This is a genomic window from Mucilaginibacter sp. SG564 (genome assembly GCF_013149275.1).
In the GTDB taxonomy this organism is placed as follows: Bacteria; Bacteroidota; Bacteroidia; order Sphingobacteriales; family Sphingobacteriaceae; genus Mucilaginibacter.
The window spans coordinates 177,984-198,137 of sequence record NZ_JABGNA010000011.1; the positions used below are offsets into that span (position 1 = coordinate 177,984).

Consider the following 20,154-nt stretch of genomic DNA (forward strand, 5'->3'; position numbering starts at 1 on the left):
TCAACTAAACGCTTTTCCTGCTTCTGGGGGCTGGACTTTTTTTTTTGACCTCTTTCTCTTTAAGATGCGGTAACGCGGTTGCTTCGCCGTTTTTATTATTCCGCATTTTTTTAATATCGGCAGGTACCAAATCTTCACTGCTGTATTTCTTTTTTACAGCGAATTCATCGTTATGCTTGATCAGCAGCCAGGCATTATTTTCGGCATTGTGCAGTTTCACCAGGGCAAATTCGCCTTGCAACTTTTCGCCGTTTAATTTAAACTTCAGGTTGCCGCTTTTTAAGCCTGCTCTTAAAGTCTTTACATCATCTGCCCGTGATTCGGCCAGCGATTCGTAGGTACCGTGATCCCAGATCAGCACTACCCCTGCCCCATAATTACCGTTTGGGATGATGCCTTCGAAATGCTGATAATCAATCGGGTGATCTTCTACCATCATGGCCAGGCGTTTGTCACCCGGATTCATGGATGGGCCTTTTGGCACAGCCCAGCTTTTTAAGGTGCCATCCAGTTCCAGCCTGAAATCATAATGCAAACTGGTGGCATGGTGCCGTTGTACCACAAACGAGAGGGTTTTACCACTGCCTTTACCTGTTTTAGGTTCGGTAGTCTGTTGAAAATCGCGTTTTTTGATATAATCCGTTAAGCTCATCTTATGCCCCTTTCTTGGTCTGTAAACTTTCCATCAATTGCTCATACAGGTCATCGCTGGTGGTTTTATGTGGTTTCAATTTTTTGATGGTTGGCCGTTTTCCTTTGGCTTTGGCCTTAATAATATTGAGCAGTTCACTATTATACTCATCTTTAAACTTGGAGATGTCAAAATGCTCGGTGTATTGCTTGATCAATGCCAAACCTACATCCAGTTCTTTTTTGGTGATACCAACATCATCGGAGATGTTTAAATCATCAGTAGGCCTGATCTCCTGCGCGAAACGGATACGGGTTACTAGCATCACGTTATCTGATGGGTGAACAATGCATAAACTTTCGGTATTGCGCAATACAAAACGAGCCAAACCCACCTTGCCCGATTTGAGCATGGCTTTTACCAAGAGCGCATAAGCTTTGTTAGAAGGGATATCAGGTTCGACATAATAGGACGTTTCATAATACATGGGATCGACGTCGGCCATATCCACAAAGTTCTCGATCTCGATCACTTTGCTTTTTTCGGGAGCCGCGTCGGCAAAGTCGCTTTCTTCCACTATTATATATTCGTCCTTAAGCTTATAGCCTTTAACGATCTTGTCATACGGCACTTCTTTGTGCGTTTGCTCGTTAACCCGCTGGTAACGGATCCGGGAATGATCCCTGCCATCCAGCATATCCAGGTCAAGGGAACTTGTTTGCACAGCCGAATACAACTTTATTGGGATGCTCACCAGTCCAAAACCGATAGCCCCTCTCCATATTGCCCTCATACTAAAATATTTAAGCGTATTTATAGTATAACCCAATTTACCTTGCCTGGTTTGCATCAAAATAAAATCATTCAACAATAGAGGCTACAAAGTGGGTTTACACTTTTTCTTAAAAAAAAACAATTAACTATCTCACTATAAACTATATACATCAATGTAAACCCTAAATTATGTAAACCATGTAAACCCACTTTTTAGTAGTTTAATCAATTCAACCTACAAGGCTATCCGTCGCTTACGTATCTGAGTAATCAAAAAAAAGAGGCTGATCATGATTGATGATACAGCCTCTTTAGTATAGAAAATCAGTAAAAAAGAGGCGCCCACCATGGCGAGCCACCTCTTAATCAACTATTACTTTACATCCCAGAATATTTTTGTTGTGCGGGTATCTTTAGCCTTCACCGTATTGTAATTGGTGTTAAAACCGGTTTCGATACTCGGATATACTAACCTGGTTGGCGGTGTAGTATAATTGGTTAGTTTACCCGCGCTTGGGAAAGTTAACACAGGGTATTTGGTACGTCTGTATTCGCTCCAGGCCTGGGTACCTTGCATAAATCCAAAATGAACCCATTTCTGCACCCATATTTTTGCCAGTTTATCGGCTTGTGAGCCGGTATAAGCCACATTGGCTGCGGTTAAGAAAGTGGTAATATCTGCCGGGTTCAAAATTGGTTTAACACCTGTACCCAGGCTGTTCAGGTAAAAATAGAAGTAAACAGACTGACCTATCGCGGTTTCATAAGCCGCTTTGGCATCTCCGCCACCCCAACGTTCAAAAGCCTCTGCTTTCAGAAAATTCACTTCTGGTGCAGTAATAACAATGCCCGGAAGCTTATTGTTGGTTAAAAACGTGGTTGAATCTACAACAGCAAATGCCGAAAAATTTGTTGAAGCGTCCTCACTTCCCGTGTTTACAGGTTGCGCCTTATAATCCTTATTAGGAACCGGGTGATTAGGATCGGTGGTATTCATACCTTTGTCAAATATTACAGGTATCCTTGGGTCATTGGCTGGCTTCATTACTGTATTCAGCATGTAGTCGGGCGCACCATTGCTGCTGCCTTCTGTAAGCGCATTTTGTAATGAGCCGGTGTAGGTAGTCAATGGGGTAAGCAAAGCATCTGTTGCTGCCGGGCTGTAATTGGCCACGTTTCCACCATCCATTAATGGGTATGATGTGGGGTCGGCTAACATTTTCAACACTTCAGTTTTTGATCCTGCTTCGTCATAAAAAGACATACGCATCAGCAAACGCAAACGGATAGAATTGGCATAGCGTCTCCATTTATCAACGCTGCCACCCAATAAAATATCCTGATTGGTAAATGACTTACTTGCCTGACCTGATAAAGTGGCCGTTTTGAAATAAGTAGAAGCAGCATCCAAACCGGCAATAAAGCTTTTGTATAGCGCTATCTGATCATCAAACTTAGGGTTTTTAACTATTGCGCTTGTTTCCAGGCTACCAGCCTCGCTAAACGGAATATCACCCCAGCAATCAACCATTTGCGATGCCTGCTCGTATAAAGTTACGCGGGCAGCGTTCATGATCACATCATTATTTGCCTTATCTGTAGCCGACATCAGGTTATAATTAACTTCCATGGTACGGTACAAAGCCATTGGGCCATTAGCCGATCCATTGGGATGATAAAAATCCTCCCAGCGACTACCCATATATCCGTCATTGGGTTGATATACAGTGTTAGTATTTGGCAAATATGATGTTTGTGAAAAATAGGCCGTGGCGGTTAATACAAACGTTCTGTAATGCCAGTACTCGGCCCTTACCCGTGTATTGTTCAGCATACCCGTAAACATGTACGGGATAGTTACCGTTGCTGTTTTTTCGGGGTTGTTAAATTTTTCGTCGATGCTTTTTTTGCAGCTTCCTAATGATAAGGCTACCAAAAACGCGTATCCTATATTTTTAAAATTCTTTTTCATAATTAATAACTTGTCCGATTAAAAATTCGCGTTTAATGAGAATCCAAAACTCCTGGTAGCCGGTGACGAACCTTCGTCAACACCCTGCCTATACCATTTGTCGCCGATTGGCGCTTCCGGATCCAGATTTTTTAGTGTGCGGTATATATACAATAAGTTTCTGCCAACTAAAGAGAACCTTAAGTTGTTTAAGTGCAGCGCTTTATTCACGCTTGCAGGCAGTTTGTACCCGAACACTACTTCGCGCAATTTGATGTAGTTATTTTTAAATACCGCGTTTTCGTTCACGGAGTTTTCGCCCCAATCGTAAGTATTTAAGTAATAGGTAGCCGCGTCAACAATGGTGCTATTTTTCTGTCCGCCGTCATTTACGCCTTCCAGTACAACGCCATCATGATAAGTTTTGCTACCGCTTGGCCCCGCGCCTAAGTGTTTGTTACCGCTACCGTCAATATAGTATGCCAAACCCCCGTGTGCTTCATCACGATATTGCAGGGTACTCTCGTACATACCTGCAGCAGTACCGTATTTTAATGGGTTTGATACCATTTTACCACCAAAACGGTAATCAACTAATACATCAAGTGAAAATCCTTTGTAGTTGAAAGTATTGGCTATACCACCTATAACTTTAGGTTGTATATTACCTGCATCTACATATCTTGACTTATCAATGGTATACAAACCATCACTGTTCACAATCTTGTTGCCGTTGGCATCTCTTGCTATCGGGTAAACCAATATGTTACCTATAAGTTGATTTGGCTGGGCCACAACCAATAATGCTGATTGATCACCTGTGTAGAAAGTAAGCCTGTCAAAACCAGGGGCCAGGTTATTTACTTTAGAACGGTTAATGGCAAAGTTCAAACGCACATCCCAACCAAATTTACCGGTTATCGGTTTGCCATTGAAGGCAACCTCAAAACCATCACTATGTAAAGTAGCGGCATTGGCTAACATGTTCGAAGCACCAGTTGTTGGCGCTACATTCAGTGCCATAATTACGTTTTTGACCTGATTGGTATAATAGGTGAAATCAAAACCTAAACGATCTTTCAGGAAACGGGTCTCCAGGCCATACTCCTGCTCATATTTCATCTCGGGTTTCAACTGCAGGTTACCATAGGTACCATCAATAGTAAGCTGGGTAACAGAGCCGTTTTGTGTTTGTAACGATGATTGATTGTACAGTACGTTCGGCACATATCTTGCCGCCTTATTACCAACCACACCATATGAAGCCCTTAGTTTTCCATAGCTGATAAATTCGGGTAATATGAACGCGTCTGAAAATACAAACCCACCATTTACAGATGGGTAGAAATAGGTGTTATTTTTTACAGGAAGTGTTGAAGCCGACTCATTACGGGCAGTACCCTCTAAAAATAGGTAGTTTTTATAGTTAAAGTTTACCACACCGAAAAAAGCCTGACTTTTCTGATACCCCCGTGTAGCGGTTGTATTTGCCACACCAAATGAGTTTGTTATAGAAAAGAAGTTTTCGGTTACTAAACCACCGTTGGTACCTGATGACTGATCAAGATAGGTTTCGCTGCGCGAAGTATAACCACCGCTTACAGACATGCTCAGGTCATTAGTCAGTTTTGGCGAATAGGTTAACAATAAATCCCCATAAGTAGTAGAATATTGTGCTTTGCTAACACCATAGTAACCAGTACTTGACGCGCCGTTAAATGCTGTTGGATACTCGTTATATTGTTGCGATTCGGTATTACGACCGGTATAATCACTACCTATACGACCACGGAACTTCAGATTTTTAATTACATCCCAGTTTAAGGTAGCGCTGGTGATCAACCTGTTTTCGGTTTCATCTTCGCTGTTTTTTAATTGGGTCCAGAAGAAATCCATAATATCCGCGCCACTCATATTGTATTTAAAAGCCTCGGATGGGTTCCTTTGCTGGTTGGCCAAGGTTACATACTTGTATCCAGCTGAGGTTTGATAATTATCCAGTAATACATCCGCTTTTTCTGACCGGTTTAAAAAGCCGCCAAAGTTGGCTAAAACACGACCAAGCTGGTACGGACGATTATGTGTTAAAGTATTTACATAGCTGGCAACGATGTCTGTACTTATTTTGTCGCTTAACTTAACTGTTGTGTTTAAGTTAAATGAGTTTTTTTGCTGTTTTTGACCGCGTTGTATACCGGTATAATCCAAACGGGTTGCCGATAAGCGGTAGTTAACCTTATCTGTTTGGTTGGAGATAGCAATATTGGCGTTTGAGCTATATCCTGTTTGAAACAGGTCTTTATAGTTATTGGGTTGTGGCGTATAATCTCTGATCTCACCATCCCACCATCTGATCTTCTGGCCTTCCATTTTAGGACCGAATTGCGCGTATGAGCTAAAACGCGGCCTGAAACCTGACGGCGAATTTGGATCGGCTAACCAGCCATCTTCGGTAAAACCACCGGAAAGATTGGTTGCACGATCATAACCAGGGCCATAAACGTTTTGAAAATTTGGTGTAAAAGCAACCTGCTCGGCAGTACCAACATAGTTGAAATCAACACCAAGACCTCTTGATTTAGAACCTTTTTTGGTTGTGATAACGATAGCGCCGCTCATCGCATCAGATCCGTAAAGAGCTGTAGCACTTGCGCCTTTCAATACGGTAAGGCTTTCAATGTCCTGTGGATTGATATCCAGGATACCATTACCCCTGATACGCTGGTCAGACCAGTAACCGTCGTTATTTGAACCGCCGGCGCCGGCCTCGCTATTGTTACGGATGATAACACCATCCACCACATACAGCGGTTGGGTATTATAGTTAAGCGAGTTGATACCACGTATCTGTACGTTTACGGCACTGCTTGAACCACCCGGAGCTGTAGTGATCTTAACACCCGGAGCCTTACCATACAATGCGGAAGCAAAGTTCGTATTACCGGCCTCTGTTAGTTGTTTTGCGGTAACCGTTGTGGTAGCATAACCCAGCGATTTTTCCTGGCGCTTAATACCAAACGAAGTAACTACTACCTCGTTTAATTCGCCTTGCCCGGTGGCCAATGTTACGTTGATCACGGCATTATCGCCAACGGTAACTTCTTTTGCAGCGTAACCTACAGAAGAAAATTTTAGCACCGCGCCTTTGGTTACTTTGATGCTGTAAGCACCGCTCGAATTGGTTTGCGTGCCCGTGGTTGTGCCCTTAATTACCACAGTTACACCGGGTAATGGGCCGGTGTCATCGCGCACCACTCCCGTAACATTTGTTTGGGCAAATACGTTTGCCGAGATAAAAAGAGGCAGTAGCAGGACCACCCACTTTTTCAAGTTTAGATAAAATTGTTGCATGAAAATTAATTAATTGAGTTAAAAAAAGACCTTTAGGTGTGCTTATGCAGGTTCGGAAATATTGGCCTGCGGACTAAGTTTGTACAGATTTTCGATCACGGTGGTTACGCCCCCTAACAGTTGCGCATCGTTACCCAGATTAGAGACCGCAAGTTGGGTGTAGGTGGTTAAATGCGGTATGCAATGCTCATTCATGGCCTGCTGAATGGGGCTAAGCCATAGTTTGCCTATAACACTGCCCTTTCCGCTTAAAATAATACTTTCGGGATTCATCAGGTGCAACAGGATAGCCAAACCCTGACCAATGAAATAAGCAGCTTCGGAAATTATTTTTACAGCAAAGGCATCTCCTTTAAGTGCTTCATCAATAATATTATCGGCCGATATGGTATCATATTTTACCAGGCTGCTTACCTGCCCTTGCTTTAAGCCTTCGGTAGCTTTGGCTTCAATAGCCAGCAAAGATGCTTCCGTTTCCAAACAGCCTTGTTTACCGCATGAACATAGCTTTCCGTTTTTGTGGAGTGGTAAGTGGCTAAACTCGCCGGCAAAGCCGCTATGTCCCTTAAATATTTCTTTATTGATGATCATTCCTAAACCAACACCCCAACCGAGGTTAATGATCATGGAATTATTACGGGCGATAGGTAGCCCGAATTTTTGCTCGGCAAGAGCTATAGATGTGGAATCGTTTTCGATAAATACGGGTAATTTAACCTGTCTGGCAATATAAGTCACTAAGGTTTCATCGGGAGATTTGAGAAAACTTAGGTTGTTACCCTGAAAAGCGTCAATAAACCCTGGCATTGTAATACCTACAGCCAAAAATTTATCATGTGGCAAAGCAGACTTAATAACGGTAGCGTTGATATGTGCTATAAGCGAATGAATAGCATTGCTGTTGTCGCTCAATTTCAGCTCAAATTCCTGTACATCGCCCACAAACTCATTGTTCATGTTCACAATCACAATGCGTGTCACAAATTGGTTCATGCCCACCGAGATGATATATCCGGTATCAGCTATCAAAGAGTAGGTTGCAGGTTTACGGCCACCGCTTGATGTTCTTATGCCAATCTCTTTTACAATATTTAACTTGACTAAATCGGCTACCCCTTTGGTTACATACGGAATGCTTCTGCCCGTGTCAATACTCAGGTCGGCTAGCGAGGCTGTCTTACTGTAATACAGCGCTTTAATCAGATCAATATTTTTAAAAAGCATATAGCAGGAGGTTGTATATGCATATTTAAAAAAAATAATTTAATTAAAAAAGAAATCTTTTTAATTTTTTTAAAAAGTTTAGTAATAGTTTATAATCTTAATAATTACTTTTGAAAATGTTCAAAAAGTTATCACACCTGCTTGTGGTATTGTTTACCATATTGTACACGGGTTATGCACAAGCACAACACCGCGTAGCCCCCGATGAGATCAAACAAAAAATGCAATGGTTTGCCGATGCCAAGCTGGGCATATTTATTCATTACGGCATTTACTCCGTAAAAGGGATAGATGAAAGCTGGAGCTTTCATAACAAAAAGATCAGCTATCCCGATTATATGAGCCAGTTAAAAGGCTTTACGGCAAGCCAGTATAAACCTAATGAACTGGCCGACCTGATTAAGGAAAGTGGTGCCCGGTACGCGGTAATGACTACCAAACACCACGATGGCGTAGCTTTATGGAACAGCAAATACGGTGCGCTGAACGTAGTGCAGAAAACTCCTGCTAAACGGGACCTGTTAAAACCACTGTATGATGCCTTGCGCGCACGCGGTATAAAAGCAGGCGCCTATTTTTCGCTGATAGATTGGAGCCACGCCGATTATCCAGGTTTTTTAAAGGACAGCAGCCGCTACCAGGTAAAAGACAAGCCTGCTAAATGGGCTAATATTTAACTTTTATGAACGGGCAACTGGATGAATTGGCCAAACAATACAATCCCGACCTTTGGTGGTTTGATGGCGACTGGGAACACAGTGCCGAAGAATGGGACGCCACCGGGGTACGGCAAAAACTGTTAGGTTACAATCCCAATACCATCATCAATGGACGCTTACAGGGTTATGGCGACTATGATACACCCGAACAAAACTTCCCGGTATCCAGACCGGTCTACAAATGGTGGGAACTTTGCATGACCATTAATGATAACTGGGGTTACCAGCCGCAGGACAAAAACTTTAAAACCCCTTATGAGATCATCAGCATTTTTACTGATGCTGTTAGTTACGGTGGAAATTTACTGTTGGATATTGGCCCTAAAGGTGATGGCAGCATCCCTCCGGAAGAAGTAAACCTGCTTAAAGAACTGGGCGCCTGGAACAAAAAAAATGGCGAAGGCGTTTTTAATACCATTGCCGGAATGCCACAGGGTCATTATTATGGCGCAAGTACCCTATCAAAAGATTCAACAATCTTATACCTGTTCGTGCCAGCCAAAACCAGCGCACCGGTATTGATAAAAGGCTTAAAAAACAGCATTAAAAAAGTATGCGTACTGGGCAGCGATGCACCGCTCACCTATAAAATTGTTGGCAAAATATCCTGGAGCGTTGTGCCAGGCCTAACCTTCATCACTATCCCCGAAAACCTTCAGGACAAGTATATGTCCGTAATAAAAGTTGAATTGAATGGCAAACTTGATCTTTACCGGGGCAAGGGTGGCTTTTTGACTAATGAGTAAAACGTTAGCAAAAATTCATCACGGTCTTGCTAGGTAAGACCACATCATCACCACGTCATTGCGAGCGTAGCGTGGCAATCCCTAAAATACAGGGCGGCTCTGCCCATCGGGGATTGCCACGCTACGCTCGCAATGACGGGTTTTTATTTCCCTAACAGCTCAGCAATAAATATATTTCGCCAGGGTTAATAACTAATAGTCACCTTTGACCCAGTTTTAACTGCCTGGTAAATGGCATCAATGATCTTTAAGTCCTTTACCGCTTCCTCCCCGTTCACGGGCACTACGGGTTGTTTATTATCAAAAATAATGGCCGACATTTCATCCATTTGTACGGTTTGATGTGTAGTAACTGGCTGCGTAAGTTCGCCTTTGTGCGTACGCCCTTGTATGGGGCCATAACCTGTAGATGGCTGTAGCTCGGCAAAACCCTTCTCCCCATCCAGGAAAAAGCGGTCGAGGTTATCCATATTATAGGTTGACAGGCAGGATGCTACTGCTCCGCTTGGGAAACCGAACTGGAATTGAATAGTCTCGTCAACCCCTTCCTTAAATTTCACGGGGTCGGTTTTGGTTTCCTGGGCGGTAACCCAAACAGGGTCTTCGCCGGTCATATAGCGCGAACCATTGATTGCGTAAATACCAATATCCATCATAGAGCCCCCACCTGCCAGTTGCTTATTCAATCGCCATTGGGTAGGATCGCCAATTTTAAAGCCACACTGTCCCTGGAAAAACAAGATCTTCCCAAACTCGCCGCTATTGCGCATCCGGATCACCTCGAGCGTTTTGGGTTCAAAGTGCATGCGGTAGCCTACGAGCAATTTCACATTAGCTTTTTTGCAGGCATCTACCATAGCCTGTCCTTCTTTGGCATTTACGGCCATGGGTTTTTCGCAAATGGCATGCTTACCCGCCTTGGCCACCCGTAATACCATATCGTGATGTAACGCGTTGGGTGTGATCACATAAACCGCATCAATATCTGGGTTGTTTTTGATGCTGTCGAAATTCTCATAATTGTAGCAATTTTTTTCGGCGATGCCGTACTTGCTTTGCCAGTCCTTAATTTTTGAAGGTGTACCGCTCACCAAGCCAACCAGTTTGGCTTTTGTGCATGATTGCATGGCTTCGGCTACCCGGGTGCCGTAGCCTCCGAGCCCCATAATGGCAACACGGAGTACGCGGCCCTCGTAAGGAGCTTCGGTATTGTTTTTACTGTTGGCCCATCCCGAAAGCGGGGCCAGATGTAAAGCCAGGGCAGAGATCCCCAGCTTCTGTAAAAAGTCACGGCGCGAATTCATAGGCAATGATTTTAAGGTTCGTAATCGATTACAATTTAGGCTTTTTTGTAAAACCCTTAAAACATTGGAAATGTTTTTTTCATCCATTCGCCGCCTTGTCAACGTCTCGCTGGCCTACCCTCTCTGCAGCAGGCGGTAAAGAAGCTGATTTATCCACGTGTCATTACGAGGTACAAAAAAACCGCTTTTCCTTGCTCTTACCACATGAATTGCCAGGCCTACGGCTTTCGGAATCTCCCTTTATTTTAGTATATTTGTATGCAAACGGCCCGGTTCTCTCCTAAACAACGAGAACCGGGCCGTTTGCATAAGGAGCAAAAAAGGCCAAAAATCAACTGATTTTTATTTAGCTATTTGACAATTAATAAATTAATACTTTTTAAACCTTTAAAAGCATGCCGAAAATTTGTTAAAAAGTGTTAAAATGGCGTTAAGGTTTAGTTAAAATGACCAAAACTGATACGTTTTCACCTCGTTTTTGAGCAAAAAAGTGTTAAAATTTAAGGTTTAAAAAGTTTTCAGTGTCTACTTTCCCCTGGTTTGCCAGGCAGCAAATAAAGAAACAGGCTCACCACACCCAGCAAAAAAATATTGATACCCGTGGCCAACCTGTATGCCGATACGTATCCGGCCAAACTGGTATTACCGGCCAGCTTGAAAAAAAACACACCACCCACAATCCCTATCCCCAAAGCAATAGCGGTTTGCTGAACGGTGGAGAAAGTGCCGGAGGCCGCCCCGGCAAAATGGGTAGGGATACTTTTGAGAGCCATGGTTAACAACGATGGCAATACCGATCCGCAGCCGGTGCCATAAATAAAAAGTATGGGTAATAGTAAATACCTGCTGATATTTCCCGAATTGAAAAACAATAAATGGAACAGAAGCGAACCAATCATGATAAAAACGCCAACCTGCAATACCCGTTTACCATAACGTGGTACCAGGCGAAGGGATAACAAAGAGGCCACCACATACCCGACACCCTGGAAAACAAAGAATATCCCCGTCTCTGACGAGCTGATGCCAAAGCCATTCTGAAACAGAACAACGTTGATCACAAAATAGGTGTCCTGTACCATAAAGTAAAACAGCACGGCGCAAAGGCCAATATTAAAATCTTTAAAACTGAACAGGCGCACATCAACCAGGGGTTCCGGGCCAGTATGTAGTTTTCTGCGCTGGTTAACGATAAACAGGTACAACAGGATGTGTGACATGCCGATGGATGCTGAGCTCCACCAGGGCCAGTGCAATTCGGGACCGCGCACCAGTGGATAAATGAGCGCAATCAATGCCACGGTTAGCAAACCAACACCCGAATGATCAAACCTGGATTTTTTGATGGTTTTGGTATCCTTCAGGAATATGGCCGCCAGTATCACTGCAACCAGCCCAAGAGGTAGATTAATAAGAAAAATCAGTCGCCAGCCGTCCAGCAAAAAATGGACATCGGGTAATAATCCTCCTAAAAACTGCCCTATCACGGAGGCAGTACCGGCTACGCTGCCATAGATACCCAGGGCCTGAATGCGATCGTTATGCAACGGAAAAAGCACCTGGATATAGGTAATACCCTGTGGGATCATAAATGCGGCACTTATTCCCTGTAAAAAACGTGAGGTGTTGATCTGCCAGGGTGTTTGTGAAAAACCGCAAAGGCAGGAAGTAACGATAAACAGTAGCATCGATACTATAAAAACGTTCTTTTTACCATAATGGTCACCTGCCCGGCCACCGGTGATCAGGAAGGCGGCATAGCCCAGCAGGTATAGTACAATAACCAGCTGGATATCACTGTCGGACCCATGTATACCCCTTTTAATAGAGGGGATGGCCACATTGACAATAAAGATATCGATCACCGATAAAAACACCGACGACGAGAGGATGATGAGCAGGAACCACCTTGAAATTGGCTTGTTCATAATTTGCAGATAAATGAATTTAACCGGCTTTAAGCCTGATTTTGTTAACTTTACGATTCAAAGATGAGAGGGAGATGTGAGGCTCACAAGTAGTTTGATGGAGGATACCAAGTATGGAAAATGATACTAACGATGACGATCAGCTGGTTATAAAAGCAGAAAATGAGCTTTTTTTAGAAGATAACTGTCCCATGACAAATGCACTGGACATTATTGGTGGAAAGTGGAAACTAAAGCTGCTCAATAAAGTGAGGGAAGAATGTCCGATGCGCTTTGGTGTATTGCGTAAAAAGATGCCCCATATTACGCAAGCCACGCTCACGGCCCAGCTCAAAGAACTGGAACGCGACGGCATCCTACTCAGAACAGCTTATGCCGAATCGCCCCCGCGAGTAGAGTACAAGTTAACCGAGCTGGGCAAAACATTGATACCCATTATGGACGCCTTGTGCGACTGGGGTAATAATTATTGCCAGATGAAGAAAACGCTGCTTTAATATTATATGCGGCGATCCTGATCTGGGGCCCACATCGGCCATACAACTGCTTGACGAACCGGGCAAGGCAGAAGACGGTGATCTGCAAAGGTAAATGATAAGATTTTGGTTTATATACGTAAATTAGTTGATCAGATACCAATTGAAACATTTATCCTGGAATGAAAACACAGGCTATTATCCCTCATCCATCCGTTGCTGCTTATGTGAGCAACATCGTGGTGATTGAAAATAACAACATTTACCGGGAAGCCGTGTTACCGCTGATAGCCAATAGTTACCCGAGTATCACGTTCCAGATAACAGATACGGGCCTATTGCTCAATAGTCCAAAAAACATGGACAGTCTTGTGCTCTACGGTCAAAACACCAAACCAATTGAGCTGCACACCCGCGGATATGTGATCATTATAGCTTACTTCTTGTATCCGCATATGCTTAAGGCTTTGTTTGGCATCGATGCTAAAGAACTGACCAATATCAGCATCGATCTTAATTTTTCTGAACCGGCCCGTTCCATAAGTCTGAAAGAGCAGCTCCTGAATGCCATGACACTGGGTAAGCGTTTGCAGCTAATGAATAACTATGTGCTTAAATTGGCCGATCGGTATAAACCAGGCATAAACAACACTATTGCATTTGCCACACAGGCTATACAAAAGAGTAAAGGCCTGATATCGCTTACCCAGGTTCAGGGAGAGCTTTTTGTTACCGAGCGTACCCTACAACGACTGTTTGAATTCCATGTGGGTGTATCGCCCAAAACTTTCAGCCGGATATGCCAGTTTCATTCTGCCCTGCAACAGCTCAGCCAAAATCAGTTCACAGAGATGACCGATGTGGCCTTTGAAAGCGGATATGCAGATCAAAGCCATCTGATCCGTACGTTTAAAGAATTTACCAATTATACGCCTTTGGAGTATCTGAAAAGCGCTTCGGAGTTTCCTCGTTAATTTCAGATTGTCGGGTTTGTTCTATCACAGGTTGCCCTGGCTCCGTTACTTTGTGATATAAAAACAAACAGGATCACACAATTTAAAATTAAAAGAAAATGAGAAAGCTAATAGTTTCAGAATGGATAACCTTAGATGGTGTATTTGATGCCGACCGCATGGGCGAATGGTTTATGCCTTATTTTGGCGAAGCCAAGGCTACCTACATTCAGGATTGTCACAACACTTGCGATGCTATACTTTTTGGCCGTAAAACCTACGAAATGCTTGCGCCGTATTGGTCGACCAAAAAAAATAACGAAGACGGCGTTGCCGATAAGCTGAACAGCGTGCCAAAATATGTGGTTTCAACTACCTTGGAAAAAGCCGACTGGAATAACTCCACCATCATCAGCAAAAACGTGATAGAAGAAATTACCCGCTTAAAAGAACTACCCGGTAAAGAGATCATGCTGGAAGGCAGTGCCGAACTAGTAAAAGCGCTGGCCAAAGCCGACCTGGTTGATGAATACCGTTTGATGGTTCATCCCATTATTTTAGGCAGCGGAAAACGCTTTTTTGTTGATGATTTTCAGGCTTCGGGCCTAAAACTGGCTAAAACCCAAACGCTGGATGCCGGGGTAATTGTACTATACTACCAACGGGAAAAATAAGAATACCAATCAGCTATATAAGCAACAACAAGCCGTTAATAATGAACGACTTGCTGTTGCGTTTAGTCAAGTTAAGCTTCCAATGCAGGTGTATATTCACCACGACGGGCAGCATTGTTAATGCTCAGGCGTTTATAGAAAATTTGTTGCGCCACTGCCACATTTTCATCATTACCTTTCCAGTATTCCATAGCCGGTTGCTGAACCGCCCTGGCGAATGAGAAGGTAAGCGCCCATGGCAACCTGCTTTTGTATTTTACATGCATAGCATTTAAATGCGCGCTGGCATCAGGAGCTGCCTGCCCCCCTGATAGAAAAGCGACGCCCGGTACCGCTGCGGGCACACAACGCAGTAGGCACTCAACAGTAAGATCAGCAACCTGGTCAACGCTGGCTTGTACAGAGGCGTCAACGCCAGATACCACCATATTGGGTTTCAGTATCATGCCTTCCAGGTAAATACGTTGTTGTATCAGCACTTCAAATACGATGTGTAAAACGCGCTGAGTTACCTCAAAACAACGTTCGATCGTGTGGTTGCCATCCATCAGTACTTCGGGTTCTACGATAGGCACTACATCAGCCTCCTGGCAAAGTGCCGCGTAACGGGCTAATGCATGGGCGTTGGCGTAAATGCTGCCATCAGTTGGCGTATCGCCAGAAATAACGATCACAGCCCTCCACTTGGCAAAACGGAGACCCGCTGTAGCGTAATTTTTCAGTCTTTCACGCAATCCGTCAAGGCCTTCGGTTACTTTTTCACCCGGGAAAGCGGGCATATCTTTAGCTCCTTCATCCAGTTTAATGCCGGGAATCACACCACCGTTAACCAATAGGTCGATAAAGGGAGTACCATCATCGGCCACCTGTTTGGTAGTTTCATCAAACAGGATGGCACCGCTGATGCATTCGCCCAGTTTGGGGGTTCTTACTATCAGTTCGCGGTATTTTCGACGGTACTCTTCTGTTTGGGGGATGCCGGCTTCTGCAAAGCGTTTGTTGCAGGTGGCTATACTTTCGTCCATGGCCAAAAGGCCCTTGTCGCCCGCCATAAGTTGCTGGGCGGTGGTTTTTAAAGTTTGTTTATTCATGGGGTATGAGGTATGTACGATTAACGTAGGAGAACGTCTCTTTGTTGTAAATATACTAAACCATCAGGGTCAATAAAATTTGATTTTGGAATATGTGACTGCGATGAAAATTGATAGCCTGAAAGACTTTTTAAACCCTAAATTTTAACACTTTTTACTTAAAATCAGGGCATACACGCATCACTTTTGGCCGTTTTAACTAAATTTTAACGCTATTTTAACACTTTTTAACAAATTTTTGGCCTGTTTTGAAAGGTTTAAAAAGTTCAGTCAAGACTAAAGCAGTTATGCTAACTAAGGAATGCATTTAATGCCTTATTAAACTCCTCCGGTTTTTCCATCATCGGGGCGTGGCCGCATTTGGGTAGCATCATGAGCTGTGCGTTGGGTAAATGATGCTCAAATTCGTAGGCAACGGATGGCGGTGTAATCTGGTCATCACTACCCCATATTAATAGTGTTGGTGTTAAAATTTCAGGGAGCAACGCCAGGACATTATCGCGCTGTGCAGATTTGGCTGCTTTAATGGCGCATATACATTTGAATGGATTGGTGGTAACCTGAAGCACTTCTGCAACCAGTTCGTCAGTAGCTATGGCCGGATCATAAAAGGTGGCGGCAACCCTTTCCCGGATATAAGCGTAATTACCCCGTTTCAGATAGCTGCCAACCTGCGTATTCTCGTAAAGACCCGAGCTGCCGGTAAGCACTAACTTATCCACATTATGAGGATGCCGGTGCGTATAGCGGATGGCCACATGCCCGCCAAGCGAATTGCCTACCAGGATAACATTCGTCAGACCGGCCGACTCAATCATCGTTTCCAGGAAATCAATCAGGTACTCCAGGGTATCGGCCTGGTGTTTTTCATATATGGGTAGTTCCGGAATATAAACGTCAAAAAGGGGTTCAAAATATTCAACAACCTCCTTCCAGTTGCTTAACCCACCAAACAGGCCGTGCAACAATATGATACTTTGTTTCATTTTAAACAAAGCTATTGCTGCGTGCAGATTCAATTTGTGATCGCGATCACAAAAAACAATCAGATCATTTCATCACAAACAATCGTGCCCGGCTTAAAGCTTCGCGGCTGATGTACAGGTAACGCGCGATATTGGTTAAGGATATCATTTTTATAATTGCCGGGCGCCGCTCTAACAGATACCGGTAACGCCGCACAGGGCTTTTTAACGAAAGGATGTATTGATGCTCTGATTGCTGTTCGAGTATTTCCTGGTACAATTGCAAGTTTACGTGCAAAAGGTTCATGTGCAGATCATACAGTGGCTGCAATTTTTTGATATTGATTCTTAGTACCACAGCGTCTTCGAGAGCTGTGATACTGACAGCGGAAGGGGCCTTTTTATTATAGCTTTCGCAGTTGGCCAGGAAATCATCGGGGAAACCGAATTTGATAATCCGCTCAGTACCATCTTCGTCCTGGATAGAAAATTTAAACAATCCTGAAATTACAAACGCCGAAAAGCGCGCAACCTTGCCATATTTTAAAAACGAATCGCCTTTTTTGATGTGCTTCACATTCGCCATCAAATCAAGCAAGCGCCATTCTTCATCGGTTACTATGGGGTATTTTCTCTTCAGCTGTGCATACCAGAAGGGTAATTCCTGTTCCATCAGAACTTTTTTTGTTTTATGAAATCAAATAAACAAAATAATTGCGTAATCGCTTTAGTGAATTTATTGCAAGGGTTTTAAATTACAATGACGTGTGGAAAAAGGGGATTGGCTGGAAGAGCAGATTGACAGGTTGATATATCCCGGGTAAAAGATCTCTCCTCGTACCTCGTTCGAGATGACAGGGTGGGTTTGTTCCATAAAAAACGCGTCATTGCGAGGAGGAACGACGAAGCAATCTCTAAACTATACAGAGTGGCTCTGCCAGTCGGAGATTGCTTCGTGCCTCGCAATGACGCGCGGACTAAGTTGTAAGTCCAAAGTTGTGAGTCTTGAGTCTGAAGTTGTTTTGACTTAGTACTTAAAACTTCAGACTCAGAACCACTCACTACCTTGCTTCATCCAATTCTATTACCACACTCGTTCTGTTTTTATCAACGTGTGGGTTAAGGCCTACATTCATTAAAAAGTCGCCGGTTAGTACCAGGTCTTTTTCTATGGATGAATTAGCGCCCGGGTAAAGATTGATCTCTTTTACCGCGTATTTTTTCTGCGGATCGAGGCCTTTCAGGCGGATAGGCACCGGGGTACCTGTACCGTAACGATTGTTCACCAGGTAGTTAAACATCACCGCTTTTGCTTTGGCATTATCTACATACATGATCGATGCGGCATCGTTATCCCATGGGCTTTGTAAACGGTACTGGTCGCCATGCCAGATAGCCTCTTTCAGGTTATCATAGTTCTTTAAGGCGCCGTGAACGTACTCCAGGTCCTGCTCGCCCAGTTTGCTTACCACAATATCAAAACCCAGTTTACCCATCATAGCAACATCCGTACGGAACTTCAATGGTTGCTTACCCCAATCGGTTACGTGGTTTGAACTGGTGATAGCCGGGTAGAAGTACGAGTACTCCCACTGGATAAACACGCGCTCCAGCGGATCGGTGTTATCGCTTGGCCAAAACTCGGTGAAATATTTCAACGCGCCATAATCTACACGACCGCCGCCACCTGAACACAACATCAATGGTACTTTTGGATATTTAGCGCGTACACGCTCCAATACTTTGTATAAGCCACGCACATAGTCGGTATACAGGTGCGACTGATCTTTTTTCAAATAAGCCGAATAAGCGTTATAGATCACCGCGTTACAATCCCACTTAATATAAGCCAGATCGGGATTTTTGGTGAACAGATTATCAACCACGCCAAATACAAAATCCTGCACCTTAGGATTCGACAGATCAAGCACCAGCTGATTACGGAAATACTTTTCGGGGCGGTTTGGCTGTCTGATCACCCAATCCGGATGTTTTTCGTACAGCTCACTCTTCGGATTAACCATTTCGGGCTCAATCCAGATACCAAATTTTACGCCATTGTTCTGCGCTTCTTTTACCAGCCAGCTTACGCCATCTGGCAGTTTTTGTTTGTTTTCCTGCCAGTCACCCAGGCCTGCATGATCATCATTACGCGGATATTTATTGGCAAACCAGCCGTCATCCAGCAAAAACAGGTCGACTCCCAACTTCTTGGTATCTTTTAATAATTCGGCCAATTTGGTTTCGTTGAAATCAAAATAGGTCGACTCCCAGTTGTTCAACAGGGTCAATCTTGAACCTTCGCCGTCAACAATTTTATATTTACGTGCCCAGCGCTGCAATTTACGGCTGGCATCGCCCTTACCCTGATCTGAGTAGGTATATACTAATGCAGGTGTAGCAAACTCTTCATTTGGTTTTAAGTGATATTCGGCAGCAGCGTTGTTGATACCGGCAATCAGTCGCAGGTTATCAGCTACGTCCAGTTCAAAGTCGATCTTGAAATTGCCCGACCATTCCAGAGCGCCCAGCAATACCTTGCCTTCATCTTCGGTAGCCGGTTTATCCATAGATACCGCGAACATAGATGGTTCATACAAATTGGCACGGGTACCCAGTTTACTGTCGATGGTTTTGATGCCGTGTGTCAGTTTGGCTTCTTCAGGGCGCATTTCTTCGGCCCAGTTGCCATGGTATTGTTTCAGCCAAAAGCCATTACCTTTTAAGCTGAGGTTGGCCGAAGCAAATTTGTTTAATACCACCTCCCCTTTTTCGCCATGTTTTATTACCGACCATTGTTCGGTAACATCCTCTTTGAAATAGGTTTTATAAAACAGTTTCACCTCAAAATCATACACGGGATCTTTCAGCGTAACCGTTAACAGCGAAATATCGTCGGCAACTTTGGTTACCTCGTGGCTCACATAAGCCAGGCTCAGCGATTTATCGCCGTTGGCATGGGTTACGGTGATGGCAGGCTCGGCCAGGTTGGCGGAACCGGATGGTGTATAAGCGGAGTTGAGGATACCAGAGTCGTCCTTTTGGTTATACATTTTCTGGATGTGGGCATACTCCGCGGTATTGCTCAGCTTGGCGCCGAAGTAAACCATCTTCAGGTTTTTATTGGCATCGGTTTGTAATACCAGCGCGTTGTGCTGTGTTTCGACCGGGATGGTCACCACCTGGGCAAAACTGCTGCCTGCTGTAAACAAGCCACCAACCAGGCATAAGGGCAGTAAATGATTTCGGAACATTCTTTTCAATTTATAAGGTTATTTTCAGTGTTAATGTGTTAGCAATTATTCTTTTCAAAATCCCCTCTTGAGAGGGGGCGCATTGGGTTGAGTACTGGCGGGGTGTGTTACTT

General features: G+C 43.9%; 16 protein-coding genes. 5 read left to right on the forward strand and 11 right to left on the reverse strand.

Going from position 1 to position 20,154, the window contains the following annotated elements:
- Positions 1-4: 4 nt before the first annotated feature.
- The 5 genes from FHW89_RS23065 to FHW89_RS23085 all read right to left on the reverse strand — a co-directional run bounded on the left by FHW89_RS23065 (position 5) and on the right by FHW89_RS23085 (position 7,931).
- Positions 5-652, reverse strand: coding sequence for a DNA polymerase ligase N-terminal domain-containing protein (locus FHW89_RS23065; RefSeq protein WP_172337409.1), 648 nt, complete (start codon positions 650-652; stop codon positions 5-7).
- Position 653: 1 nt separating this feature from the next.
- Entirely contained in the window at positions 654-1,424 is a 771-nt protein-coding gene (locus FHW89_RS23070) for a Ku protein (RefSeq protein ID WP_172337410.1), read from the reverse strand.
- Positions 1,425-1,778: 354 nt separating this feature from the next.
- On the reverse strand, positions 1,779-3,377 hold the full coding sequence (locus FHW89_RS23075; protein ID WP_172337411.1) for a SusD/RagB family nutrient-binding outer membrane lipoprotein: 1,599 nt from the start codon (positions 3,375-3,377) through the stop codon (positions 1,779-1,781).
- Positions 3,378-3,395: 18 nt separating this feature from the next.
- Positions 3,396-6,707 (reverse strand): SusC/RagA family TonB-linked outer membrane protein, encoded by a 3,312-nt coding sequence (locus tag FHW89_RS23080; RefSeq protein ID WP_172337412.1) that lies wholly within the window; start codon positions 6,705-6,707, stop codon positions 3,396-3,398.
- Positions 6,708-6,749: 42 nt separating this feature from the next.
- Positions 6,750-7,931, reverse strand: a complete 1,182-nt coding sequence (locus FHW89_RS23085) for an ROK family protein (protein ID WP_172337413.1) — start codon at positions 7,929-7,931, stop codon at positions 6,750-6,752.
- A gap of 116 nt (positions 7,932-8,047) precedes the next feature.
- On the opposite strand from FHW89_RS23085, the gene FHW89_RS28880 reads away from it, so the two are divergent.
- Together FHW89_RS28880 and FHW89_RS28885 are read left to right on the forward strand one after the other, a co-directional pair.
- On the forward strand, positions 8,048-8,608 hold the full coding sequence (locus FHW89_RS28880; protein WP_253952306.1) for an alpha-L-fucosidase: 561 nt from the start codon (positions 8,048-8,050) through the stop codon (positions 8,606-8,608).
- A gap of 5 nt (positions 8,609-8,613) precedes the next feature.
- Positions 8,614-9,396 (forward strand): alpha-L-fucosidase, encoded by a 783-nt coding sequence (locus FHW89_RS28885; RefSeq protein ID WP_253952307.1) that lies wholly within the window; start codon positions 8,614-8,616, stop codon positions 9,394-9,396.
- 185 nt (positions 9,397-9,581) lie between these two features.
- Here FHW89_RS28885 and FHW89_RS23095 read toward each other — a convergent pair whose 3' ends face one another.
- Together FHW89_RS23095 and FHW89_RS23100 are read right to left on the reverse strand one after the other, a co-directional pair.
- Positions 9,582-10,700 carry a Gfo/Idh/MocA family protein gene (locus FHW89_RS23095; RefSeq protein ID WP_172337414.1) on the reverse strand — a complete coding sequence of 373 codons (1,119 nt, stop codon included), beginning with the start codon at positions 10,698-10,700 and terminating at the stop codon, positions 9,582-9,584.
- 518 nt (positions 10,701-11,218) lie between these two features.
- Positions 11,219-12,628 carry an MFS transporter gene (locus FHW89_RS23100; protein WP_172337415.1) on the reverse strand — a complete coding sequence of 470 codons (1,410 nt, stop codon included), beginning with the start codon at positions 12,626-12,628 and terminating at the stop codon, positions 11,219-11,221.
- A gap of 113 nt (positions 12,629-12,741) precedes the next feature.
- Here FHW89_RS23100 and FHW89_RS23105 point away from each other — a divergent pair, with 113 nt between their 5' ends.
- The 3 genes from FHW89_RS23105 to FHW89_RS23115 all read left to right on the forward strand — a co-directional run bounded on the left by FHW89_RS23105 (position 12,742) and on the right by FHW89_RS23115 (position 14,731).
- Complete coding sequence (locus FHW89_RS23105) at positions 12,742-13,125, forward strand: helix-turn-helix domain-containing protein (RefSeq protein ID WP_172337416.1); 384 nt, start codon at positions 12,742-12,744, stop codon at positions 13,123-13,125.
- Between the two features lie 161 nt (positions 13,126-13,286).
- The gene (locus tag FHW89_RS23110; protein WP_172337417.1) at positions 13,287-14,078 is read left to right on the forward strand and encodes a helix-turn-helix transcriptional regulator; all 792 of its coding nucleotides are present in this window, start codon (positions 13,287-13,289) and stop codon (positions 14,076-14,078) included.
- Between the two features lie 98 nt (positions 14,079-14,176).
- Complete coding sequence (locus FHW89_RS23115; RefSeq protein ID WP_172337418.1) at positions 14,177-14,731, forward strand: dihydrofolate reductase family protein; 555 nt, start codon at positions 14,177-14,179, stop codon at positions 14,729-14,731.
- A 71-nt stretch (positions 14,732-14,802) separates the two neighbouring features.
- On the opposite strand, the gene FHW89_RS23120 is transcribed toward FHW89_RS23115, so the two are convergent.
- The 4 genes from FHW89_RS23120 to FHW89_RS23135 form a co-directional block, all read right to left on the reverse strand.
- Positions 14,803-15,822 (reverse strand): class I fructose-bisphosphate aldolase, encoded by a 1,020-nt coding sequence (locus tag FHW89_RS23120; protein ID WP_172337419.1) that lies wholly within the window; start codon positions 15,820-15,822, stop codon positions 14,803-14,805.
- A gap of 290 nt (positions 15,823-16,112) precedes the next feature.
- A complete protein-coding gene (locus FHW89_RS23125) occupies positions 16,113-16,808 on the reverse strand; it encodes an alpha/beta fold hydrolase (RefSeq protein ID WP_172337420.1) in 696 nt (231 codons plus the stop codon).
- A 64-nt stretch (positions 16,809-16,872) separates the two neighbouring features.
- On the reverse strand, positions 16,873-17,460 hold the full coding sequence (locus FHW89_RS23130; protein ID WP_172337421.1) for a Crp/Fnr family transcriptional regulator: 588 nt from the start codon (positions 17,458-17,460) through the stop codon (positions 16,873-16,875).
- Between the two features lie 388 nt (positions 17,461-17,848).
- Positions 17,849-20,041 carry an alpha-galactosidase gene (locus tag FHW89_RS23135; protein ID WP_172337422.1) on the reverse strand — a complete coding sequence of 731 codons (2,193 nt, stop codon included), beginning with the start codon at positions 20,039-20,041 and terminating at the stop codon, positions 17,849-17,851.
- Positions 20,042-20,154 lie beyond the last annotated feature (113 nt).